Below are 22843 nucleotides of genomic sequence, written 5' to 3' on the forward strand. Positions count from 1 at the left end.
GTCGCCGGCACGCGAACTCAGCTGATGGGGATCAGTGCTAGTCCTCCAGGTCCACTTCGCGGACCATGTCTGCGCCGATACCGGCCTTGATGGCCTCGAGCACCTGCTGTGGAACGGAACTGTCGATGGTCAGGAGCGCAAGAACCTGGCCGCCTTCAGTCTGGCGCGCCACCTGCATTCCGCCGATGTTGATGTTGTTCATGCCCAGGATGTGCCCGATGGTGCCAATCACACCGGGACGGTCGGCGTAGGCCACCACCACCAGGTGCTCGCTGATGGGGATTTCGACGTCGTACCCATTGACGCCAACAAGCTTCTCCACCTGCTTGGGACCCGTCAGGGTGCCGGCTACGGAGATCTGCGAACCGTCGCTGAGCGCACCACGGATGGTCAGGACGTTGCGGTAGTCCTCAGCCTCCGCCGTCGTGATGAGGCGGGTATTGATGCCACGCTGCTCTGCGATGACTGGAGCGTTGACGTAGGAGACCTGCTCCGTCACCACGTCCGCGAACACGCCCTTCAAGGCAGCCAATTCAAGCACCTTGACGTCCAGTGCCGCTATTTCACCCGCAACTTCGACGTCGATCTGGGTGAGGGATGCGTGGGTCAGCGCCGTGAAGATACGGCCCAACTTTTCGATGAGCGGAATGCCCGGACGAACGTCGGGAGCGATAACGCCTCCGGCCACGTTCACGGCATCCGGAACAAGCTCGCCGGCAAGGGCCAGGCGAACAGACTTCGCGACGGAAACGCCGGCCTTCTCCTGGGCCTCATCGGTGGATGCACCGAGGTGCGGGGTGACTACGACGTTGTCGAACTCGAAGAACGGCAGATCGGTGCTGGGCTCCTTGACGAAGACGTCCACGCCTGCGCCGGCAATCTGGCCTTCCTTCAAGGCAATGTGGAGTGCTTCTTCGTCCACCAGTCCACCACGGGCGACGTTGATGACGTACGCCGTTTCCTTCATCTTCCGGAAGGCGTCAGCGCCCAGCATGCCCACAGTCTCCGGCGTCTTGGGCATATGGATGGTGATGAAGTCGGAATTCTCCAGGAGTTCATCCAAGGTGACCAGTTTGACGCCCAGCTGCGCGGCGCGGGCGGCTGTGATGTAGGGGTCGTAGGCGAGGATTTCAGTTTCGAATCCCTGCAGGCGGGCTGCCACCAAGGCACCGATGCGGCCCAGGCCGATAATGCCGATCTTCTTCTCGAAAAGCTCGATTCCGGTGTACTTGGAACGCTTCCACTCGCCGTTCTTCAGCGCGGAGCTGGCCTGCGGAATGTGGCGGGCAAGGCTCAGGATGTGGCCTACCGTGAGTTCCGCGGCCGAGACAATGTTGGACGTCGGGGCGTTGACCACCATGACGCCGGCCTGGGTGGCGGACTTGATATCCACGTTGTCCAAGCCCACGCCTGCGCGGGCAATGACCTTGAGGTTCTTGGCTGCGGCGATTGCCTCGGCGTCTACTTGGGTGGCAGAGCGAACCAGGATGGCGTCGACGTCGGCGATGGCGGACAGCAGCTGGGAACGGTCGGCACCGTCGGTCTGGCGGATTTCAAAGTCCGGGCCCAATGCCTCGACTGTGGCGGGCGAGAGTTCCTCGGCGAGGAGGACGACGGGTTTGCTGGCTGACACGGGGTGGCACCTTACTTTGGACAACTTGGGACAGAACTGGACAAGGAGCGGATGCGTGGCCCGGGGCACGGCGCCGGGACCAGCCCAGAATATCGAATCCGGGCCGCGTTTCCGGTGCCGGCGAGGGATGTTACGGCCGGACCGGAAGCGATGTGAAGAAGTTCACAGCACCACCGGGAGTGCAATTCGGTGGAGAAACGGTGCTGGAAACGGCGACGCCCGCCCGGCTGAAACTCGCCGGACGGGCGTCGCTGCTTAGTGCTGGTGCAGTGCTGCTGCCACGCGGAACAATCAGCGGGCTGCGGAACCCTCGACGTAGTCGGCGTCCTGCTGCTGCCAGGAGAAGAGTGAACGCAACTCGCGGCCAACTTCTTCGATCGGGTGCTGCTCGGCCTTGGCGCGGAGTTCCTTGAACTCGGTGCCACCGTTGTCCTGGTCATCGATGAAGCGCTTTGCGAAAGCACCGCTCTGGATGTCCGCGAGGACAGCCTTCATGTTTTCCTTCACCTCGGGGGTGATCACGCGCGGGCCGGAGACGTAGTCGCCGTACTCAGCGGTATCGGAAACGCTCCAGCGCTGCTTGGCAATGCCGCCTTCCCACATGAGGTCAACGATGAGCTTGAGCTCGTGGAGAACCTCGAAGTAGGCGATCTGCGGCTGGTAACCGGCTTCGGTCAACGTTTCGAAGCCGTACTGGACGAGCTGGGATACGCCGCCACAAAGAACGGACTGCTCACCGAAGAGGTCGGTCTCGGTCTCTTCGGTGAAGGTGGTCTTGATGACGCCGGCGCGGGTGCCGCCGATGGCCTTGGCGTAGGACTTTGCCAGGTCCCATGCGGAACCGGAGGCGTCCTGCTCAACAGCAATGATGTCCGGGATGCCACGGCCGGCTTCGAATTCGCGGCGGACGGTGTGGCCCGGAGCCTTCGGAGCGATGAGGATGACGTCAACGCCGGCCGGAGCCTCGATGTAGCCGAAGCGGATGTTGAAGCCATGGGCGAAGGCAAGTGCCTTGCCCTCGGTCAGCTTGTCCTTGATGGAGTCGTTGTAGATCGAGCGCTGGTGCTGGTCCGGCGCCAGGATCATGATGACGTCGGCCCATTCGGCGGCGTCCGCAACGTTCTTGACAGTGAAGCCTGCGTCCTCGGCCTTGGCGGTCGACTTCGAGCCTTCCTTGAGCGCGATGACAACCTCGACGCCGGAATCGCGCAGGTTGAGCGCGTGGGCGTGGCCCTGGGAGCCGTAGCCGACAATGGCTACCTTGCGGCCCTGGATGATCGACAGGTCTGCGTCGTCGTCGTAGAACATTTCAGTCACTTGCGTAACTCCTCTTGAGTGGTTTTCTTAGATATTGATTATGGTGCTGCGGTACTGGACGCAACGCTCGGCATAGCGGGTCAACGAAACCGCTGACTGCGCCTGCCTGGTTTCACGCGGAGCGGAGCGCCCTGTCACTCATGGAGCGGGATCCCCGTCCAACGGCCAAGGTGCCGGACTGCACGATTTCACGGATGCCGAACGGCTCGAGCACTGAAAGCAGTGCAGCGAGCTTCTCGGGGGTACCGGTTGCCTCAATCACCAACGAGTCTGTGGACACGTCGACGACGGCGGCACGGAACAGGTCTGCAGCCTGGGTAACCTGCAGACGTGTCGCGGCATCCGCACGTACCTTGACCAGGATGTGGTCTCGTTGTACGGAAGATTCTGAAGTCAGCTCCACAATCTTGATCACGTTGACCAACTTGTTGAGCTGCTTGGTGACTTGCTCGATGAGGTCGCCGTCGGCGTCGACGACAACCGTCATGCGGGACATGCCTGGAACCTCGGTGGGTCCCACAGCGAGGGAGTTGATGTTGAAGGCGCGCCGGGCGAAGAGGCTGGCCACGCGGGTCAGCACGCCGGGCTTGTCTTCGACCAGAACGGACAGTGTGTGGCGGCTCATGCCTAGTCCTCCTCTTCCCATTCCGGGGTCATGTTTCGGGCAACTTGGATCTGGTCATTGCTGACGCCCGAGGGCACCATGGGCCACACCATCGAGTTGGGGCTCACGACGAAGTCAATGACCACCGGACGGTCGTTGATCTCGAGTGCCTTCTGGATGGTGGCGTCGATGTCTTCGTCACGCTCACAGCGCAGTGCCGCACAGCCGTAGGCATCGGCCAGCTTGACGAAGTCCGGAATCCGGATGGTGTCGTGGCCTGTGTTCAGATCCGTGTTCGAGTAGCGGCCCTCGTAGAACAGGGTTTGCCATTGGCGGACCATGCCCAGCGAGGAGTTGTTGATGATGGCCACCTTGATCGGGATGTTGTTGATGGCGCAGGTGGCCAACTCCTGATTGGTCATCTGGAAGCAGCCGTCGCCGTCGATGGCCCAGACAACACGGTCCGGTTCACCGACTTTGGCACCCATCGCTGCCGGAACCGAGTATCCCATGGTTCCTGCACCGCCGGAGTTCAGCCAGGCGTGGGGGCGTTCGTAGTTGATGAACTGCGCGGCCCACATCTGATGCTGGCCAACGCCTGCGACGTAGATGCCTTCGGGACCCGTGAGTTCACCAATGCGCTTGATTACGCGCTGCGGCGCAGTGAGGCCGTCTTCCGGCTCGGTCCAACCCAGAGGGTAGGTGTCCCGCAGGTTGCCCAGGAAAGCCCACCAGGCATCCAGGTCCGGGGTACCGCTCAGTTCGAACTGCGTCTTTACGGCCTCGGTGAGCTCCGGGATGATTTCCTTGACCGAGCCAACGATGGGGACATCGGCAGTCCGGTTCTTGGAGATTTCGGCGGGGTCGATATCGGCGTGGATGACCTTTGCAAAGGGAGCGAAGGTTTTCAGCACACCGGTGACGCGGTCATCGAACCTGGCGCCCAACGTGATCAGCAGGTCGGCCTGCTGAAGCGCAGTCACAGCGGAAACGGAACCGTGCATGCCGGGCATGCCCACGTGCTGCGGGTGCGAATCAGGGAAGGCGCCGCGCGCCATCAGAGTGGTGACCACTGGGGCGCCTGTGGCCAGGGCCAGCTCCATGAGTTCCGCCGAAGCGTGGCCCTTGACCACACCACCGCCCACGTACAGGACCGGCTTGCTGGCTGCCGCGATCAGCTTGGCAGCTTCGCGGACCTGCTTGTTATGGCCCCGGACAACGGGGCGGTAGCCCGGCAGGTCCACCTTGGGTGGCCAGGAGAACGTCATTTGGCCCACCTGGGCGTCCTTGGCAATGTCCACCAGCACCGGACCGGGACGGCCCGTGGAAGCGAGGTGGAAGGCCTCCGCCATGACATGCGGGATGTCGTTGGGGTCGGTCACCAGGAACGAGTGCTTGGTGATGGGCATCGTGATTCCCACGATGTCCGCTTCCTGGAAGGCATCGGTGCCAATGACACCACTGGCTACCTGCCCGGTGATGGCTACCATCGGCACGGAGTCCATGTGGGCGTCCATGATGGCGGTAACGAGGTTGGTGGCACCGGGGCCCGAGGTGGCGATGCAAACGCCAACCCGTCCGGTAACCATGGCGTAGCCTTGCGCGGCGTGGCCGGCTCCCTGTTCGTGACGGACCAGGATGTGATTCATGCTGGAGGCCATCAAGGGGTCATAGGTGGGCAGGATCGCGCCACCGGGCAAACCGAAAATATCGTCCACGCCGAGTTCTTCGAGCGAACGGACAATTGCTTGCGAGCCGGTCATCACCGTCGGGGGTACGACGTTGTTCGGCCCAAGTACAGGAGAGAGAGGTGCAGCAGCGTCGACGACGGCCTCGGCCGTTCGGTCGATCTTTTCCGGAGCCTTGTGGGCTCCAGTGGACTTTGAAGCCATCAGCGAGGGGCTGATCGGCGATCCTTTGCTCATCGGACTCTTCCTTTGTGGATCTTCATTAGTGGGTCTTGGGAATAAAAAAACCCCTCAGCCTTCCGGCTCTTCGAGGGGTTTGCGCGTGACGGTTCGTTACCAGTCGGACTAAGCCACGCGCTTGGTAAGGACGACGATGCCGACGGTAACGAATGTGATCATGCGTTCAGTGTTCCCTCTAAGGGAGATACGTGTCAATTGAGCACCATCGTATCTCACTATTTGGACAACGGTGTCCGCCTACCGGACTCCACCCATCGAAGACGAGCGGAGTCCGCAGCAGGAATCAACCGCAGTAGGCGCCGGTGGACGCGCTGTGCACCAGCTTGGCGTACTTAGCCAGGACACCCTTGGTGAACTTTGCCGGGAGCGGCTCCCAGCCCTCCTTGCGGGCCTCGAGCTCAGCCTCGTCTACCAACAGATCGAAGGAACGCGCAGCGATGTCCACTCGAATGCGGTCGCCATCCCTGACAAAGGCGATGGGTCCGCCGTCGACGGCCTCGGGCGCAACGTGCCCGATGCACAGGCCGGTGGTACCGCCCGAGAAGCGGCCATCGGTGAGCAGCAGCACGTCCTTGCCCAACCCCGCGCCCTTGATGGCGCCGGTAATGGCAAGCATTTCGCGCATGCCCGGGCCACCCTTGGGGCCCTCGTAGCGAATGACCACAACGTCACCCTTGTGGATCTCGCCATTGTCCAGGGCCGTCAGGGCGCCCTGCTCGCGCTCGAACACACGGGCGGTTCCTTCGAAGACGTCGGCATCAAAGCCTGCACTCTTCACCACAGCGCCCTCAGGTGCCATGGAACCGTGGAGGATGGTGATGCCACCCGTCTTGTGGATGGGGTTGTCCAAGGCACGGAGGATCTTGCCGTCGAGGTCCGGCGGGTTGATCGAGGCGAGGTTTTCGGCAAGGGTCTTGCCTGTCACGGTGAGGCAATCGCCGTGGAGCAGACCGGCGTCGAGCAGTGCCTTCATAATCACCGGCACGCCGCCGATCTTATCTACGTCGGTCATGACGTAGCGGCCAAAGGGCTTCAGGTCCCCGAGGTGCGGGATTTTGTCGCCGATGCGGTTGAAGTCGTCCAGCGTGAGCTCAACTTCGGCCTCGCGTGCGATCGCGAGCAGGTGCAGCACGGCGTTGGTGGAACCGCCGAACGCCATGGTCACGGCAATGGCATTCTCAAAGGCCTTCTTGGTCATGATGTCGCGGGCAGTGATGCCCAGGCGCAGCAGGTTGACTACCGCCTCGCCCGACTTGCGGGCGAAGTCATCACGACGACGGTCTGCCGACGGCGGGGCGGCCGACCCCGGGAGGGACATGCCCAGGGCCTCGCCAATGCAGGCCATGGTGTTGGCCGTGTACATGCCGCCACAGGCGCCTTCGCCGGGACAAATGGCCTTTTCAATACGAGTCAGGTCTTCCATGCTCATCTTGCCGGCGGCGCAGGCTCCCACCGCTTCGAAAGCGTCAATGAGGGTGACTTCCTTCTCCGAGCCATCCTCAAGTTTGACCCAGCCGGGCATGATCGAGCCGGCGTAGAGGAACACGGACGCGAGATCCAGGCGGGCAGCAGCCATGAGCATGCCCGGAAGGGATTTGTCGCACCCGGCCAGCAAAACCGAGCCGTCGATACGCTCGGCCTGCATCACGGTCTCCACGGAGTCGGCGATGACTTCGCGGGAAACCAAGGAGAAGTGCATGCCCTCATGACCCATGGAGATTCCATCCGAAACGGAGATGGTGCCGAACTGCATAGGGAATCCACCCCCGGCATGGACGCCCTCCTTGGCGCCCTGCGCCAGGCGGTTCAGGGAGAGGTTGCAGGGGGTAATTTCATTCCAGGAACTCGCGACACCAATCTGGGGCTTGGCAAAGTCGTCGTCGCCCATGCCGACCGCCCGGAACATGCCGCGTGCGGGCGCCGCGTGGATGCCGTCGGTGACGACCCGGCTGCGGGGTTTGATATCCGGCTTATTGTCTGTGGCGATGTGGGTGGTGTCACTCATGGTCCAAAGTCTATGTGTACCTGGTGCCGGCGAACGCTGTTCCCAGCCGGGTTAAGCACGAACAGTCGAATATTGCGTGGATTTCTCCACCAGGCAATGGACTTGGGTCTCAAATGTTGAGACGTGACTCGTGCAGTTCCCGGGCAATCGCAGCAGCCTCGCCCTTGAGCATCTCCAGGACACTGGCGATCGTGGCCCGCGCAGCAACTTCCTGCCGCGCCAGCGCAACAATGCTCCTGCTCGCTTTCACTTCCGTCAGCGGCCGCAGAACCAGGCCGCGCCTGGAGCTCGCCCGGGCCGTGTACCGCGGCAGGAGGCAGATCCCGTGGCCCGCACCCACCAAAGCCTCCAATACGCGCAGATCCGGATACCGCTGGCCCCTGCGGGCCTGCCTGCCCGCGTGGAGCTCGATCTGGCGAAGAACCGTGTCGAAGGGAAATCCCTCCGGGACACCAATCCAGGGGTAGTCGACAACATCCTCGGGGCTCAGCCGCGCCTTGGCTGCCAGGGGATGCCCCACCGGCATGGCGACGTCCAGGGCCTCCTCCAGCAACGGCACCACCGTAAGCCCGCGACGGGCAAAAACCTCCGGCCCATCCACGCTGTGCGCAAGGACGATGTCGTAGTCGGCCACCAAGGGAGCAAAATGCGCTGTTCCAGGGTCCTCGAAATGGGCATCGAAAGTGAGCCCTTCCACGGCCGAAACCCGGTGGAGCACCCCAGGCAGCAGCATTTCCGCAGCGCTGGGGAAGAAAGCCGCCGAAACACGGGTCTGCCAGCCCTTCCGGTACGTGTCGATGGTTGACTCCGCACGGGCCATGGCAGTGGCGATGTCCGAGGCTGCTGCGGCCATGGCCAGCCCGGCTTCCGTCAGCTGAACGCCCCTGCCAACTTTCTCCACCAAAACAACGCCGATCTCAGCCTGCAACGTCTTCAATTGCTGGGAAACAGCCGAGGCCGTGACATTCATGGCGTCGGCCGTGGCACCGACGCTTTGCCTGTCCGCCAATTCGCGCAGAACCTGCAGCCTTTTGAAGTCCATGGAGCCAGACTAGGCGACACAGAGTAATTCCGATCTGCGGATTACCAATACCCACAATCACTAAGCAAACTGATCACTTGGTGCAAACCAGCAGGTCAAACGCTGGACAGCCCATTGGCAGGCACGTAACGTCGGAAATACCACGAGCTGCACCCCTGCAAGCAGAAGGGCATCCGCCATGGATTGGTTAATTTGGGTCATTGTCATTGTTTTGGTCGTCGCGATTGTTTGGTGGCTCATGAGTCGCAACAAGGCACAAAATTCCACCACAACCCAAGCTGCGGCGCCTGCGGCGATGGAGCCCAGCAATACTTCATCAATGCCTGATCCTGCCGCCACGGCAGCAGGCGTGGCCGGCTTGGCCGGAGTAACGAACCTGGGGAAGGCGGCCGCCGAGGGCAGCGGTCCGACCACCGACGAATCAGGCACTCGCGAATCACCGGCCGATGAACCCACCGGGGACGAGCCTGTACTGGACGGCTCTCCAGCACGCCAGGAACCCCACAGCTCCTCCCCCGCCAGCGGCGTCGCCGGGACCGAAACAAATACCGCCGTCGTCGATTCACCGGATGAAGGCCCCTCCGACACCCAGCCGGCCGCCACCCCGGGACTGACCGTGGCGGAGCCGGTCATTGCCACGCCCGTAGTTGAAGAACCCGTGGTTGACGAGCCGGTGGTGGATACCGATGCAAAACTGCACGCGGCCGATGCCGGCGACGTGGACGACTGGGGCGCGGGTTCTGCTGCGGCGGTCACGGCCGACGATGTCACCCGCGCCGAGGAGGCGGCGGAGAAAGACAAAGCCGAGGACAAAGCGGAGTGGGAATCATCATGGACAGATGAGAGCGGTGCCCCAGTCCACCACCACGAGTACACCGACGCGCATGCTCCCACCCTGCCAGGCGCCGAATCTGCCGCGGCCGAGGATTCCGGGACTGCAGCGGACACAGGACCTGCGGGGCACCTGGCCGTCGACCACCCTTACGGCACGGGTTCTTCAAGTGCAGCCGGAGACGGCTATCCGGTGAAGGCCTCCGCTACGGACATGACCTATCACGACGAAGACAGCGCCGGCTATGGCGACGTGGCGGCGGATGTCTGGTTCGAATCCGCCGCGCACGCAGAAGCCGCCGGATTCCGGCCGCCACGGCGCAGTCGGCACTGATTCGAACGCAGTGGCCACCACCATGGGCAGGCACCCAGCGAAACGCGGCAACCACCGCACGCGCTTGGGGACTGCCCCTGCGTTGGCAATGATCCTGATGCTTGCCGCGTGTACCGGCAGTCCGTCCTCCCCGGGGACAGCGGCCACGCCCGGCGGGACGGCTGGCTCCTCCAGCGCTGGTCCTACTGCGGGCACAGGTCCTACTGCTGGCGCCGGCCCTGCTGCTGGCGCCGGGACTCCGGCGCGGACGCCGGAGGTCGTCGAGAAGCTCGACGTCGGACTGCAGCTGCCATGGTCTGCAGTGTTCCTGCCCGACGGCACAGCGGTAATTTCCGAGCGCGATTCCGCACAGGTCAAGAGCATCCGCGACGGCCAAGCAACCACCATTGGCGAGGTTGCCGACGTCGACCCCGGCGGCGAGGGGGGGTTGCTGGGCCTTGCATTGTCACCCGCCTTCCAGGCCGACCAGTGGCTCTATGCCTACTTCACTTCAGCGAGCGACAACCGGATTGCGAGGATGAGGCTGGCCGAGGATGCGGGTGGCACGTTGAGCCTTGGCGAGGCCGAAGTGATCTTCTCCGGGATGCCCAAGGCATCAACACACAACGGCGGCCGAATCCGCTTTGGCCCCGACGGATTCCTTTACGTTGGGACCGGCGATTCACAGCGCCGGGAACAGCCCCAGGACACCACTGCCCTGGGCGGAAAGATCCTCCGACTGACCCCGGAAGGACGACCCGCGCCGGGGAATCCCTTCGGCGACAATCCCGTCTACAGCTATGGGCACCGGAATGTTCAAGGATTGGCTTGGGACAGCGAAGGCCGACTTTGGGCAAGCGAGTTCGGTCCGGACGTGGACGACGAACTGAACCTGATCACGCCGGGAGGCAACTACGGGTGGCCAACCGTGACCGGCGCGCCGGGCAGGAACGGTCTGATCGACGCCAAGGTGGTGTGGCCTTCAACGTCCGAGGCGTCGCCCAGCGGACTGGAAATAGTGGACGGCGTCGCCTACACCGGAGCCCTCCGAGGTCAACGGCTGTGGGCGGTCCCCCTCAACGGTGAATCCGCCGGCACTCCTGTGGCTTACTTCACAGGACAATATGGGCGACTGAGGGACGTGGCACGAGCCCCCGACGGGGCCATCTGGGTCCTCAGCAACAACAGAAACCCTGATTTTGCGCTGATTTTGCGGGCCGGATCCTGAGTCACCCATGGGCGGGGGTGCGGATTTCACACTTCGGGAAAAGTCGTGTAGAGTTACATGTCGTTGCGGAGATCGCCGAGGAAATAAACGCCCTTCGGTTGGTTGAATTCAACAGCTGCACCTCTAGCTCAACTGGCAGAGCAATTGACTCTTAATCAATGGGTTCCGGGTTCGAGTCCCGGGGGGTGCACCAAAGAGAAGGACTTGGAGTGGATATTCACTCCAAGTCCTTTTTTGCTTTAAAGACTCCGGAGATTGACCATCACGTGGCATTCATCACGACCCCTGCCCAGTGGTCGGAAGTGGGCAAAAAGTGGTGTAGTGTTATTTGTCGTTGCGGAGGTCAGCGAGGAATGCGAATTCCTTGAACAGGCCGAAACAATTGCTGCACCTCTAGCTCAACTGGCAGAGCAATTGACTCTTAATCAATGGGTTCCGGGTTCGAGTCCCGGGGGGTGCACCAAAGGAAAAGGCTCCGAATCGCTTGTTGCGATCCGGAGCCTTTTCTGTTCTCTGGCCGAATTCTGTTCCCTGCCCGCAGCCTCCTAAAAGCCCTCCAAGCAACAGGCCGCTGTCAGGATTGTGGCAAGTCGGAGTCAATACCCCGGGGTTCCTGCTCCGGCGCCGGCAGGCCCGCCAGCCCACGGACCACGATCCTGAGCTCATCGCGTAGCCGCGCCGTGTCAACAGCAACAGGAGCCAAGACGTCCTGCTCAAGCTTGACCGCCTCCTCGAGGGCGGCAATACCGGCCTCAGTGAGGGTCACGACGTGGCTCCGGCGGTCGGAGTCACTGCGGTGGCGCGTGACGTGGCCGTGCAACTCCAGCCTCGCGAGGGTGGTGCCCATCGTCTGCGCCTTGACTCGAGCAACCTCGGCCAGGGCCGCCTGCGTAATTGCACCCTTGGCCGCAAGCACCTGCATCGCAATGACACCGGCGTGGGTAAGGCCGATGGACTTCAATTTTTCGTTCCACGAGATTTCAACCAAGCGCGCAGCTGTCGAAAGCAATCGGGTAGTGGGCCATCTCTCCATATCTGGCATGCCGACAGTATATGCGCGTCAGGGGTGATGACGCGGCTTCTCCCCTCTAAACTGGGAAATCGCGATCGTAAGCAAGGAGCATATTTTGACTGAACGACTTATCCCGGGCGACGTTGCCCCAAACTTCACCCTCAAAGACCAAAGCGGCAATGACGTCAGCTTGTCCGACTTCAGTGGGCGAAAGACCATCGTGTATTTCTACCCGGCGGCCTCCACGCCAGGGTGCACCAAGGAAGCCTGCGATTTCCGTGACACGCTCGGATCCCTGCAGGCAGCCGGCTACGAGGTGGTGGGCGTCTCCCCCGATCCCGTCAAGGCATTGGCCAAGTTCGCAGAAGAGGAACTCCTGACGTTCCCGCTCTTGTCGGATGAGGACCACGCCGTGGCCGAAACCTACGGTGCGTGGGGCGAGAAGAAGAACTACGGACGGACCTACATGGGACTGATCCGCTCCACGGTTGTCGTTGACCCGGATGGCACGGTGTCCCTGGCGCAGTACAACGTCCGCGCCACCGGGCACGTGGCAAAGCTTCGCCGGGACCTCAAGCTGGACAAGTAGCGGGTACACTGGAGGCCGGTATATGGCAGGTCCGCTCTCGCGGTGGTCCCATTGCCAGCCAGCGCGAGTGGTGAAATTGGCAGACACGCAGGATTTAGGTTCCTGTGCCTTCGGGCGTGGGGGTTCAAGTCCCCCCTTGCGCACAGTACTGGTACCCAAGCAGAGTGGCTTGGAACCAGGTGAATACCCCCGGTTGAAGAACCGGGGGTATTTTATTTCCTCAAGCAGCGGGGAGAGCTTCCTGTGGATGCGCTGGGAAGTGCACTCAGGACGTTCAATTAGACTGGAATGCGGTCTGGCCGAAGCCGGCCACAGCACTTCCAACCGGCTTGAGGGGACAAGAGTGGCAAGCAGCAAGATGCGGCGCCTGACCGTACAGTTCGGAGCCGTCTTTGTGGCTTTGGGACTGACAGCGTGCACGGGAACGCCGGGGCCTCCCCCGTCCTCGTCCGCCAGCGGAACCGCTGCTGCCGAGCCTGCTGCCACCTTCAACTTTGGGACGGCGTCCATGCCCTTGGGCTTGGATCCCGCCATGACCGCTGATTCGGAGTCCTACCGGGTCACCCGCCAAGTCCTTGAGGGGCTGGTGGGGGTGGATGGCGAAACAGGGCAGACCACTCCCCTCCTCGCTACGGAGTGGAAGGACAGCAATAACGGGCTCAGCTACGATTTCACGCTGCGGTCCAACGTGACCTTCCACGACGGTACTCCGCTGGATGCCACGGCTGTCTGCGCCAACTTCAACCGCTGGTTCACGTTCCCTTCAGACCTGCGCAAGCAAGCCCCGGGCATTTCATTTCAAAGCGTTTTCAAGGCTTACTCGGACGAGCCGGTTTTCTCCATCTTCAAGGACTGCAAGGTAATTAATGCCAGCGACGTCCAGATCAACCTGACCAGACCCTTCACCGGATTCCTCCAGGCGCTGACGCTGCCGGCCTTCGCGATTTCTTCGCCGGCGGCACTTGAAGCCCAGAAAGCCAATGTCCTGGATCAGGTCCGGAATGGCCAGTCCGTTTCTGCCTACGCCGGCCATCCGGTAGGTACCGGCCCCTATCAGTTCAGCGCCTGGGACGCTGACAAAGTCACCCTGTCCAGCTACAAGGGCTACTGGGGCAACCGGGGCCAAATAGCAACCATCAACTTCATTCCTTACGACCGTGCGGAGACACGCCAGCAGGCCCTGCTGGATGGAAAGATCGATGCCTACGACCTCGTCACCTCGGGAACGTTTGACCAGCTGGTCAAGAAGGGTGTCCAAATCATCCAGCGCGACCCCTTCTCCGTGATGTACCTGGGAATCAACCAGGCCGTTGCACCGTTGGAGAAGCCCGAGGTCCGCCAGGCTATCGAGATGGCCATCGACAAGGAAGCGCTGATCCGCAAGTTCTTCATCGACAACACTGCCCAAGCTTCCCAGTTCGTGCCCCCCAAGCTCAGCGGATTCAACAACAATGCTCCTTCGTTGGGGTACAACCCGGAGAAAGCCAAAGAACTGCTGGCAAAGGCCGGGTACAAGGGCGAAGAGCTGAAGTTCTACTATCCGCTCAACGCCACAAGGGCCTACATGCCCACTCCGGAAAAGATCTACGCCGAGATCAGCCGCCAACTGGTAGCGGTGGGCTTCAACATCAAACCTGTGCCCGTGGACTGGGAGCAGGGCTACCTGCAGAAAGTTCAGTCGCCGGGTGATCGCGCCCTGCACCTGCTCGGTTGGAACGGCTCCTACGCCGACGCCGACAACTTCCTGGGGCCCTTGTTCGGAGAGACCCGGGCAGAGTTCGGCTATTCGGATTCGGAAGTCTTCCACAAGATCGAACGTGCCCGGGCCATGCCGGACGGCGATGACCGGAACGCCCAGTATCAGGCGATCAACGCAGAGATCGCGGCATCGGTACCAGCTGTCCCGATTGCCTTCCCCATCTCCGCCCTGGCCCTGTCAGACAAGGTGGAAAGCTACCCCGCTTCCCCTGTCCTCAACGAAGTTTTCACGAACGTCCGCTTAAAGCCTTGACGATTCCCCGCAATTTCAGTATTGAGTCTGCACGGGGATATTCTGTAGCAGCCAGTGCCGCCGCTAACGGAGATTGATTGTGACCTTCATTTCCAAGACTCAACATGCCGACGTCGTCCTGATTGGCGGCGGAATCATGAGTGCCACCCTCGGTGCGTTCATCAAGCAACTTGAACCCACCTGGACCATCTCCCTGTTCGAACGACTCGACGAAGCGGGGCTCGAGAGCTCCGGTCCGTGGAACAACGCCGGCACGGGGCATGCTGCGCTGTGTGAGCTTAACTACTCCCCCGCAGCCAAGGACGGTTCCGTTGACCCGTCCAAGGCGCTGCACATCAACGAACAGTTCCAGCTTTCACGCCAGTTCTGGTCCCACTTGGTGGACAGCAATGTCATCGGATCCCCCAAGGGCTTCATCAACACCGTTCCACACATGAGCTTCGTCATTGGCGATGACCACGCGAACTTCCTGAAGACCCGCTACGAGGCACTCAAGCCGAATACGCTGTTCCGGAGCATGGAGTACACCGAGGACCAGGCCCAGATCGCCAAGTGGGCCCCGCTGATCGTCAAGGGTCGCGACCCCAAGCAGCGCGTTGCCGCCACCCGCGCGGCTGAGGGCACCGACGTCGACTTCGGTGCGCTGACGCGTGAACTGACCGGTTACCTTCAGGGCAGCGGCGCCGAGGTCAACTACGGCCACGACGTCACCAACATCCACCGCGCAGCAGGCGGCGGCTGGGACCTCTCCATCAAGCACCCCAAGTCCGGTGAGCACGGCCGTATCCACGCGAACTTTGTCTTCGTCGGCGCCGGCGGCGGCGCCCTCCATCTCCTGCAGGCATCCGGCATTCCGGAAAGCAAGGGCTACGGCGGCTTCCCTGTATCCGGCCAGTTCTTCCGCTGCACTGACGACGCCATCACGTCCCAGCACAGTGCCAAGGTCTACGGCCAGGCCTCTGTTGGCGCCCCTCCGATGTCCGTTCCCCACCTCGATACCCGGTACGTGGACGGCAAGCGTTCCCTCCTCTTCGGCCCGTACGCCGGATTCTCAACCAACTTCCTAAAGACCTCCAGCTACCTGGACCTTCCACTGTCCATCCGTCCGGGAAACATCATCCCCATGCTGGCAGTGGCCAAGGACAACATGGACCTCACGGCCTACCTCATCAAGGAGGTTGCCAAGCGGCATGAGGCCAAGGTGGAGTCGCTGCGCGAGTACTACCCCGAGGCAGCTGGCGGTAATTGGGAATTGATCACTGCCGGCCAGCGTGTGCAGATCATCAAGAAGCACCCTCAGAAGGGCGGCGTCCTGCAGTTCGGCACCGAGGTCATTGCTTCCCGCGACGGATCCATCGGCGCCCTGCTGGGTGCTTCGCCGGGTGCTTCCACAGCCGTGCCGATCATGATCGAACTGCTGCAGAAGTCCTTCCCCAAGAACTTCAAGGGGTGGCAGTCCAAGCTCAAGGACATGATGCCGGGCTACGGGGTCAAGCTCAACGAGAACCCCGACCTCGCCGCCGAACTGGAAGCAAGCACCGCGCGGTCCCTGCAGCTGGAAGTGGCCAACGCCGTCCAAAGCTAGGCGACACCCGGGGCTGCGGCCGGTTCCCGTCAGACGAATCGTTTCGTAGACCTCAGGAGTCAATGCAATGTTCCGCCTGGCCAAGCTGTCCCTGGGAAACCGGGCCCTGATCGCGCTGATCACCGTCTTTGCGGCGGTGTTCGGCGTGATCACCATGGGGTCGCTGAAGCAGGAACTGATCCCGTCCATCGAGTTCCCGCAGATCACGGTTGTCACGTCCATGCCGGGTGCCTCTCCGGAGGTTGTGGACAAGCAGCTGAGCCAGCCACTCGAAACGGCACTGAACAGCGTTGAGGGACTTGAGTCCACTACGTCGACGTCCCGCAACGGTGTTTCGCAAATCACCATGGTGTTCACTTATGGTTCCAACCTGGACAGGGCGCGAAACCAGATCGACCGGGCCATCTCCAACGCCAAACGCGTGCTGCCGGCCGACGTCGAACCCCAATCCATCGCCGGCAATATCAGCGACTTCCCTATCGTCTACCTGGCGGTGTCCTCGGACAAGCCGCTCAGTGAACTTAACGCCGACCTCCTGCGGCTCAGCGTCCCCCGGCTCCAGAAGATCGACGGTGTCCGCGGCGCCGATGTGACCGGCGGTGCCAGCCAGCACATCCTTATCCAGCCGCGTCCCACGGACCTCGCGGCCACGGGGGCGTCCGTCCAGTCCATCGGCAATGCACTGAAGAACAACGGCACCCTGGTTCCCGTCGGCACCATCGAGGACCAGGGCAAGACGCTGTCGCTCCAGCTGGGCAGCCCTGTGGATTCCCTCGACATCATCAAGGGACTTCCGCTGGCCGGCGCCAAGGGTGCTGCAACCATCGGAGCCGTGGCCGACGTCAGCATCGAGGACGACGCCGCCACCTCCATCACGCGTACCAATGGCAAGCCGACGCTGGCGTTGTCCGTCACCAAGAAGCCCGAGGGCGACACCGTGGCCATCTCCCACGCGGTACGGGACGCAATCGGCCCCATGGAAGACGAACTGGGCAACAACGCGACCTTCACTCCGGTCTTCGACCAAGCGCCCTTCATTGAGAAATCCATCAAGGACCTCACCACCGAAGGCTTGCTCGGCTTGGGATTCGCCGTGGCCGTCATCCTGGTGTTCCTGATGTCCGTGCGGTCCACGCTTGTGACTGCGGTCTCCATCCCGTTGTCCCTGCTGATCACGTTCATTGGCATCTCGGCCACGGGCTACTCGTTGAACATCCTGACCTTGGGAGCGCTCACCATCGCCATCGGTCGGGTGGTTGACGATTCCATCGTGGTGATAGAGAACATCAAGCGGCACCTTAGCTATGGGGAACACAAGCTGACGGCCATCCTGACGTCCATCCGCGAAGTCGCCGGCGCCATTACAGCGTCCACGCTCACCACAGTGGCCGTCTTCCTTCCCATCGCGTTCGTTGGTGACCTTGCCGGAGAGTTGTTCCGCCCCTTCGCGTTGACGGTGACCATTGCGTTGCTGTCTTCGCTGTTGGTGTCGCTGACCATCGTCCCGGTCCTTGCCTACTGGTTCCTGTCCACTCCCAATGCGGGAGCCGAAGCGGCGGTACCAGCCAAGGAAGCCGCCGCGAAGGCCCGCGAGGCCGAGCAACGGAGCCGACTCCAGCGTGGCTACCTTCCGATCCTCCAGAAGACCCAAAAACACCCGGTCATCACGTTGTCCGCGGCAGCCCTGATCCTCGTGGCAACCATCGCGGTGTCTCCGCTCTTGGCCACCGACCTGCTGGGCCGCTCAGGCGAGAACAGCATGACAGTGCGCCAGGTACTTCCGGCCGGAACCAGCCTGCAGGCCACCAGCGATGAGGCCATGAAGGTCGAGGACTCCCTCAAGGGCATCGAGGGCATCAAGGACGTACAGGTGACCTCCGGAAACGCGCAGACAGGTTTCGCTGCGCTGACGTCCACAGGATCGTCGAACTCAACGTTCACCATTGTCACGGACGAGAAGGTCAACCAAGCAAAGCTTCAGGACGAGGTCCGCGCCAAGCTCGAGGGGGCAGCAGGGAAAGTGACGGTGGGCTCTCAGCAGGGCGGTTTCGGCACGTCGTCCACCGTGGACATCACCATCAGGGCCGCAAACTCCGCCGATCTCCGCACGGCGAGCGATGCCATGGTGAAAGCCATGGAGGGCGTTCCCGGCAGCACCGAGGTGGCCACCAACCTGGCGTCCACCCAAGCGGTGGTCCAGGTCCGCGTGGACCGGGCCAAGGCCGTGGCCGCCGGACTGACGGAGGAACAGGTAGGGGCCTTCCTGGCATCCACTGTCAGCCCCATCCCGGCCGGCACAGTCAGAATCGAGACCAACGATTACCCGGTACAGATTGGCGAAGGCACACGGTTCACCAGCATTGCTGCGGTGCGCGCGCTCCAGCTCCCGACTGCTCGTGGCCCCGTAACGCTGGAAAGCGTAGCCGCCGTCGAACAGGTTGACACGCCGGTGTCCATCACCAGCAGCAACGGTCAGCGGACCGCGCGGGTGACCGTGACGCCGTCGGGCTCCAACTTGGGCAGCGTCAGCACCGCGGTCCAGGAGCGCCTCACATCCGTGGAGCTGCCGGCCGGCGTGACGGCCACCATCGGAGGCGCCACTACGCAGCAGGCCGAATCCTTCCGGCAGCTGGGCTTGGCGCTGCTGGCCGCTATCGCCATCGTCTACGTGATCATGGTGGCTGCCTTCAAGTCGCTGATCCAGCCGCTGATCCTGCTGGTCTCCGTACCGTTCGCAGCAACCGGCGCCGTTGGCCTGCTGCTGGCGACCGGCGTTCCGCTGGGCTTGCCGTCGCTGATCGGCATGCTCATGCTGGTGGGCATCGTTGTCACCAACGCAATTGTGCTGATCGACCTCATCAACCAGTACCGCAAACCGCATGACGGCAGTCCCGGGATGAACGTTGCCGATGCCATTACCCACGGCGCACGCCAGCGCCTACGTCCCATCCTGATGACGGCGTTGGCCACGGTGTTCGCGTTGACGCCCATGGCGTTGGGCCTCACGGGTGGCGGCGGATTCATCTCGCAGCCGCTCGCGATCGTGGTGATCGGCGGGCTGGTCTCCTCCACGGCCCTGACCCTGGTCCTTGTCCCCGTGCTCTACAAGCTGGTGGAAGGGCGCAGGGAGAAGAAGCAGTTACTGAAGGATTTGCAGGAGAAACCGACACCTGACGACGGCGTCAACGCCCCGCCGGGCAACGGTGCCGACGAGTTCCAGGACTGGACCACAGGCATGATTCCACGGGTAAAGGGCCGCAGGGCGGCACATAACCCCGGAGAATAGCGGACTCCTCACAGATTCACCCCTGAAAGCAGGGCCGGGAACAATTCCCGGCCCTGCCCTGTTACAGGCACTGATACATGCAAATGCATCTAGTTTGAGGTACACTGTTCACAGAGCCCGGGACCACGGGCAGGGAGAAAGGCATATCATGCAGATCGGCGTATTCAGCGTCAGCGACATCACCACTGACCCCACTACGGGCCGCACGCCCACGGAAAACGAACGCATCAAGGCGTCCGTCGCCATCGCCAAGAAGGTCGAAGAAATCGGCATGGATGTCTATGCCCTGGGCGAGCACCACAACCGGCCCTTCTTCTCTTCCTCCCCCACTACCACGCTGGCCTACATCGCGGCCCAGACCGAACGCATCACGCTCTCAACGGCCACCACGCTGATCACCACCAACGATCCGGTCAAGATCGCCGAAGACTTCGCCATGCTCCAGCACCTTTCGGATGGGCGCGTGGACCTGGTGCTCGGCCGCGGTAACACGGCACCGGTGTACCCGTGGTTCGGCAAGAACATCCAGGACGGCATCGAGCTCGCGATCGAGAACTACAGCCTGCTCCGCAAGCTGTGGGACGAGGACACGGTGAACTGGTCAGGCAAGTTCCGCACGCCCCTGCAGAATTTCACGTCCACCCCGCGCCCCCTTGACGACGTTGCCCCCTTCGTCTGGCACGGGTCCATCCGCACGCCGCAGATCGCGGAAGTGGCCGCTTACTACGGCGACGGCTTCTTCGCCAACAACATCTTCTGGCCCAAGGAGCACTACCAGCAGCTCATCGGCCTCTACCGTGAGCGCTACGAACACTATGGACACGGCAAGGCAGACCAGGCAATCGTCGGCCTTGGAGGCCAGTTCTTCATGAGGAAGAACTCCCAGGATGCCGTCAAGGAATTCCGCCCGTACTTCGATAACGCACCTGTGTACGGGCACGGGCCGTCGCTTGAGGACTTCACGTCGCAGACCCCCCTGACCGTGGGCAGCCCGCAGGAAGTCATCGAAAAGACACTGACCTTCCGTGAGGCCTTCGGTGACTACCAGCGCCAACTGTTCTTGATCGACCACGCGGGCCTTCCCCTGAAGACCGTGCTGGAGCAACTGGATCTCTTTGGCGAGGAAGTCCTTCCGGTCCTGCGCAAGGAATACGCTGCCATGAAGCCCGCCCATGTTCCGGACGCTCCGACCCACGCATCGCGCGTTGCTGCAGCACTGGAGGCCAAGGTCAGCGAATCCGCCGCAGCCGGCGCCGCGGGGCAGGACGCCTGATGTCCGGCCCCTCGGCGTCCTCGGCCGTCCGCCTCGCCGCCGAAACCTGGGAGTCGTTGTTCCGCTCCCAGGTGGCGGTGATGCGGAAGCTTCAGTCCGGACCGGCGTTCAAGACCCTTCCCGTCAAGGAATACGACGTCCTGTTCACGCTCTCCAGGTGCCCCTCGGGCCAACTCCGCCTGAATGAAATCAACGACAAAGTGCTGCTGAGCCAGTCCAGCTTGAGCCGCTTGGTGGACCGCTTGGAGAAGCGCGGCCTGGTGGAGCGCACAACAGCGCCCGACGACGGCCGGGGAGTCCTGCTGTCACTCACCGAAGCGGGCCGCGAGCTTCAAAAGACCATCGGCCGGGAACACGTGCGCGACATCGCGCATCTGGTGGCACCGGCACTCACGGTTGAGGAACAGCGCGAACTGTTGCGTCTGACGGAGAAGCTCCGCGCTTCAGTGGCCGGACACTAGCGCAGGCTGACGAGCTCCCGGGGATCTTCCACCGGGAGCTCGCCGTTGATCGAGGCACTGACCCTGAGGGTCTTCAGTGACAAGCTCCCACCCACCGTGGACAAGAAAGCCGTGTCCGAGGAGTCACGTCCGGCAGTGATGCGGAGCATGGATTCACGCGGCGCCAACCCGGTGGGGTCAATGATGCGCCAGGCGCCGTCAACGTAGGCCTCAGCCACTGCGTGGAAGTCCATGGGACTCAAGCCCGGGGCGTAGACAGCAGCAAGGCGTGCGGGAACATCCTTGGCCCTCAACAGCGCAATGGCAAGGTGGGCGAAATCCCGGCACACCCCCTTACGGTGAAGCAGCGTTTCCACTGCGCCGTCCGTGCCGCGGGAGGAACCGCTGACGTAGCGGAGTTCCCCATGCACCCAGTTGCGGACAGCGTGCAGCAGGTCGGCCCCCTGCAGGCTGTTGAACTCGGCGTAGGACGTGGGCAGCAGCCTGTCGGACTCGGCATAGCGGCTGGGCCTGACGTAGCGGATCAGTTCCATGGGACTCGACGTATCCGGCTGGGCAAAGCCGTGAACCGTTGCCCGGTAATCCACCGTTACCTCGCTCGGCTCGCTGAACTCCAGGTAGTGGAAACGGCCCCCATGATGGTCGCGCAGTTCAGCAAAGGGAACCTCAACGCCTGCGACGGTGATGGACAGGTCTTCAATCACCGAGTCGTAACCAGAGTTGTTGGCCACGGCTATGGCCATGGCCACCTTCGTGTTGGCTGCGGTCTTGAAAACGAGCGAGGCAGCAACGTTGCGTTCCATTAATCTCCGGGATGGTTGCGGCGGGCAGCCCCCAATGCCGCCATGGCGTGGATCAGTCAATCGCGGGACTACAGATTGACCTTCAGAGACAGTAGCATCCGCTGGACATTGGCGAATTCCGAACCGTGGGCCACGTACTTCGCTGCCAGGTCCAGCGTGTCGAAAGACTTGGCCGGGGCCACTTTCTCGTCGGCGGCGAAGGCGTGGATCGCCGGGACGTCCCCGAACGAATAGTCGCCCTTTCCGGCCGGCCCCAGCACACGGTTCCGCAGTTCGCAGGAGTGGCCGTCCACGCCCGCCACCACGTTGGTGATGCCGTAGGAGCCAAAGAACTTGTAGCCCTGGACCACCCGGAAGACCACCCTCGGGTCGATAGTGTCCGGACCATCGGAGTGCGGAACATCCAGGGGGACACTGCTGATCACCACATAGGGGCGGCCCTGTCCCGCAGCGCAGGCGGCCGGGTCAGCCGGAGGCAGGCCTGTTTGCAGCGCGGCAATGTACCGGCCCTCACCGTCCTTGACTTCCACCTTCAGCGCACCTGCCAAGGAGCCCGGCTCAGGGCTCACCGACTGGGCAATCCACTCCGCAGGCAGCTCGAAGCTGACAGTCTTGGCAGAGTCGGTGTAGGTCTTCCACGACACAGCCGTGGCTGCAGGGCTCGGTCCGGCACTGGCTGTTTCGCTTGGCCCAGCCGATGCGGAAGGCGAGCCGGAGGCGGCGTCCGTGGCCGCCGTCGTGCTTTCGGGCGTTCCGGTCCCCGATTCGGAACTGTTGGGCTGGGAGCTGGTTGTCGAACTGACCTGCGGTCCCTTGTTTTCGGCCGAACAGGCCGCTCCGGCCACGAGGATGCCACCTGCCAGCACCACGGCAGCAAGCCTCGTCGAGGTAGGGACCGCGATCATCATGCCCTTCATGGGCT

Annotated in this window: 18 protein-coding genes and 3 tRNA genes; 11 read left to right on the forward strand and 10 right to left on the reverse strand. The window is 62.5% G+C overall.

Annotation, left to right across the window (positions count from 1 at the left end):
* Positions 1-37: 37 nt before the first annotated feature.
* From serA to FQP90_RS09670, 7 genes are all read right to left on the reverse strand, one after another.
* Positions 38-1633: a phosphoglycerate dehydrogenase gene (gene serA, locus FQP90_RS09640; RefSeq protein WP_144649633.1), complete on the reverse strand. Its 1596-nt coding sequence runs from the start codon at positions 1631-1633 to the stop codon at positions 38-40.
* 291 nt (positions 1634-1924) lie between these two features.
* A complete protein-coding gene (gene ilvC, locus FQP90_RS09645; protein ID WP_144649635.1) occupies positions 1925-2950 on the reverse strand; it encodes a ketol-acid reductoisomerase in 1026 nt (341 codons plus the stop codon).
* A 112-nt stretch (positions 2951-3062) separates the two neighbouring features.
* Entirely contained in the window at positions 3063-3575 is a 513-nt protein-coding gene (gene ilvN, locus FQP90_RS09650; protein WP_011775174.1) for an acetolactate synthase small subunit, read from the reverse strand.
* 2 nt (positions 3576-3577) lie between these two features.
* Positions 3578-5479: an acetolactate synthase large subunit gene (locus tag FQP90_RS09655; RefSeq protein WP_144649637.1), complete on the reverse strand. Its 1902-nt coding sequence runs from the start codon at positions 5477-5479 to the stop codon at positions 3578-3580.
* A gap of 286 nt (positions 5480-5765) precedes the next feature.
* A complete protein-coding gene (gene ilvD / locus FQP90_RS09660) occupies positions 5766-7487 on the reverse strand; it encodes a dihydroxy-acid dehydratase (protein WP_144649639.1) in 1722 nt (573 codons plus the stop codon).
* Between the two features lie 109 nt (positions 7488-7596).
* Entirely contained in the window at positions 7597-8529 is a 933-nt protein-coding gene (locus FQP90_RS09665; RefSeq protein WP_144649641.1) for a LysR family transcriptional regulator, read from the reverse strand.
* A gap of 60 nt (positions 8530-8589) precedes the next feature.
* A complete protein-coding gene (locus FQP90_RS09670) occupies positions 8590-8868 on the reverse strand; it encodes a hypothetical protein (protein ID WP_144649643.1) in 279 nt (92 codons plus the stop codon).
* Between FQP90_RS09670 and FQP90_RS09675 the strand changes: the two genes are divergently transcribed.
* The 4 genes from FQP90_RS09675 to FQP90_RS09690 all read left to right on the forward strand — a co-directional run bounded on the left by FQP90_RS09675 (position 8849) and on the right by FQP90_RS09690 (position 11364).
* Positions 8849-9694 (forward strand): sunset domain-containing protein, encoded by an 846-nt coding sequence (locus FQP90_RS09675; protein ID WP_144649645.1) that lies wholly within the window; start codon positions 8849-8851, stop codon positions 9692-9694. The genes FQP90_RS09670 and FQP90_RS09675 overlap by 20 nt on opposite strands.
* 22 nt (positions 9695-9716) lie before the next feature.
* Positions 9717-10901 carry a PQQ-dependent sugar dehydrogenase gene (locus FQP90_RS09680; RefSeq protein ID WP_144650032.1) on the forward strand — a complete coding sequence of 395 codons (1185 nt, stop codon included), beginning with the start codon at positions 9717-9719 and terminating at the stop codon, positions 10899-10901.
* A gap of 117 nt (positions 10902-11018) precedes the next feature.
* Positions 11019-11094 (forward strand) — tRNA-Lys (locus FQP90_RS09685).
* 194 nt (positions 11095-11288) lie between these two features.
* A tRNA-Lys gene (locus tag FQP90_RS09690) sits at positions 11289-11364 on the forward strand.
* A 111-nt stretch (positions 11365-11475) separates the two neighbouring features.
* Here FQP90_RS09690 and FQP90_RS09695 read toward each other — a convergent pair.
* A complete protein-coding gene (locus tag FQP90_RS09695; protein WP_144649647.1) occupies positions 11476-11943 on the reverse strand; it encodes a MarR family winged helix-turn-helix transcriptional regulator in 468 nt (155 codons plus the stop codon).
* An 85-nt stretch (positions 11944-12028) separates the two neighbouring features.
* On the opposite strand from FQP90_RS09695, the gene bcp reads away from it, so the two are divergent.
* From bcp to FQP90_RS09730, 7 genes are all read left to right on the forward strand, one after another.
* Entirely contained in the window at positions 12029-12502 is a 474-nt protein-coding gene (bcp, locus tag FQP90_RS09700) for a thioredoxin-dependent thiol peroxidase (protein WP_144649649.1), read from the forward strand.
* Positions 12503-12563: 61 nt separating this feature from the next.
* Positions 12564-12645 (forward strand) — tRNA-Leu (locus FQP90_RS09705).
* 215 nt (positions 12646-12860) lie between these two features.
* A complete protein-coding gene (locus FQP90_RS09710) occupies positions 12861-14513 on the forward strand; it encodes an ABC transporter substrate-binding protein (RefSeq protein ID WP_208759984.1) in 1653 nt (550 codons plus the stop codon).
* Between the two features lie 79 nt (positions 14514-14592).
* A complete protein-coding gene (locus tag FQP90_RS09715) occupies positions 14593-16098 on the forward strand; it encodes a malate:quinone oxidoreductase (RefSeq protein WP_144649653.1) in 1506 nt (501 codons plus the stop codon).
* A gap of 67 nt (positions 16099-16165) precedes the next feature.
* Positions 16166-19384, forward strand: coding sequence for an efflux RND transporter permease subunit (locus FQP90_RS09720; RefSeq protein WP_144649655.1), 3219 nt, complete (start codon positions 16166-16168; stop codon positions 19382-19384).
* Between the two features lie 148 nt (positions 19385-19532).
* On the forward strand, positions 19533-20657 hold the full coding sequence (locus tag FQP90_RS09725; protein WP_144649657.1) for an LLM class flavin-dependent oxidoreductase: 1125 nt from the start codon (positions 19533-19535) through the stop codon (positions 20655-20657).
* Positions 20657-21118 carry a MarR family winged helix-turn-helix transcriptional regulator gene (locus FQP90_RS09730; protein ID WP_144649659.1) on the forward strand — a complete coding sequence of 154 codons (462 nt, stop codon included), beginning with the start codon at positions 20657-20659 and terminating at the stop codon, positions 21116-21118. Before FQP90_RS09725 ends, FQP90_RS09730 begins: the two co-directional genes overlap by 1 nt.
* On the opposite strand, the gene FQP90_RS09735 is transcribed toward FQP90_RS09730, so the two are convergent.
* Entirely contained in the window at positions 21115-21921 is an 807-nt protein-coding gene (locus FQP90_RS09735; protein WP_144649661.1) for a transglutaminase-like domain-containing protein, read from the reverse strand. The genes FQP90_RS09730 and FQP90_RS09735 overlap by 4 nt on opposite strands.
* Positions 21922-21989: 68 nt before the next feature.
* Entirely contained in the window at positions 21990-22838 is an 849-nt protein-coding gene (locus tag FQP90_RS09740) for a hypothetical protein (RefSeq protein ID WP_144649663.1), read from the reverse strand.
* Between the last annotated feature and the right edge of the window lie 5 nt (positions 22839-22843).

The organism is Paenarthrobacter nitroguajacolicus (assembly GCF_007786235.1).
Lineage (GTDB): Bacteria > Actinomycetota > Actinomycetes > Actinomycetales > Micrococcaceae > Arthrobacter > Arthrobacter nitroguajacolicus_A.

What these genes read in the sequence shown, in the direction of transcription:
- ilvN (WP_011775174.1), bottom strand. Translation starts at nt 3,575, where the DNA reads ATGAGCCGCCACACACTGTCCGTTCTGGTCGAAGACAAGCCCGGCGTG.
- FQP90_RS09655 (WP_144649637.1), bottom strand. Translation starts at nt 5,479, where the DNA reads ATGAGCAAAGGATCGCCGATCAGCCCCTCGCTGATGGCTTCAAAGTCC.
- ilvD (WP_144649639.1), bottom strand. Translation starts at nt 7,487, where the DNA reads ATGAGTGACACCACCCACATCGCCACAGACAATAAGCCGGATATCAAA.
- FQP90_RS09665 (WP_144649641.1), bottom strand. Translation starts at nt 8,529, where the DNA reads ATGGACTTCAAAAGGCTGCAGGTTCTGCGCGAATTGGCGGACAGGCAA.
- FQP90_RS09675 (WP_144649645.1), top strand. Translation starts at nt 8,849, where the DNA reads ATGCCTGATCCTGCCGCCACGGCAGCAGGCGTGGCCGGCTTGGCCGGA.
- FQP90_RS09680 (WP_144650032.1), top strand. Translation starts at nt 9,717, where the DNA reads ATGGGCAGGCACCCAGCGAAACGCGGCAACCACCGCACGCGCTTGGGG.
- FQP90_RS09695 (WP_144649647.1), bottom strand. Translation starts at nt 11,943, where the DNA reads ATGCCAGATATGGAGAGATGGCCCACTACCCGATTGCTTTCGACAGCT.
- FQP90_RS09710 (WP_208759984.1), top strand. Translation starts at nt 12,861, where the DNA reads ATGCGGCGCCTGACCGTACAGTTCGGAGCCGTCTTTGTGGCTTTGGGA.
- FQP90_RS09720 (WP_144649655.1), top strand. Translation starts at nt 16,166, where the DNA reads ATGTTCCGCCTGGCCAAGCTGTCCCTGGGAAACCGGGCCCTGATCGCG.
- FQP90_RS09725 (WP_144649657.1), top strand. Translation starts at nt 19,533, where the DNA reads ATGCAGATCGGCGTATTCAGCGTCAGCGACATCACCACTGACCCCACT.
- FQP90_RS09730 (WP_144649659.1), top strand. Translation starts at nt 20,657, where the DNA reads ATGTCCGGCCCCTCGGCGTCCTCGGCCGTCCGCCTCGCCGCCGAAACC.
- FQP90_RS09735 (WP_144649661.1), bottom strand. Translation starts at nt 21,921, where the DNA reads ATGGAACGCAACGTTGCTGCCTCGCTCGTTTTCAAGACCGCAGCCAAC.
- FQP90_RS09740 (WP_144649663.1), bottom strand. Translation starts at nt 22,838, where the DNA reads ATGAAGGGCATGATGATCGCGGTCCCTACCTCGACGAGGCTTGCTGCC.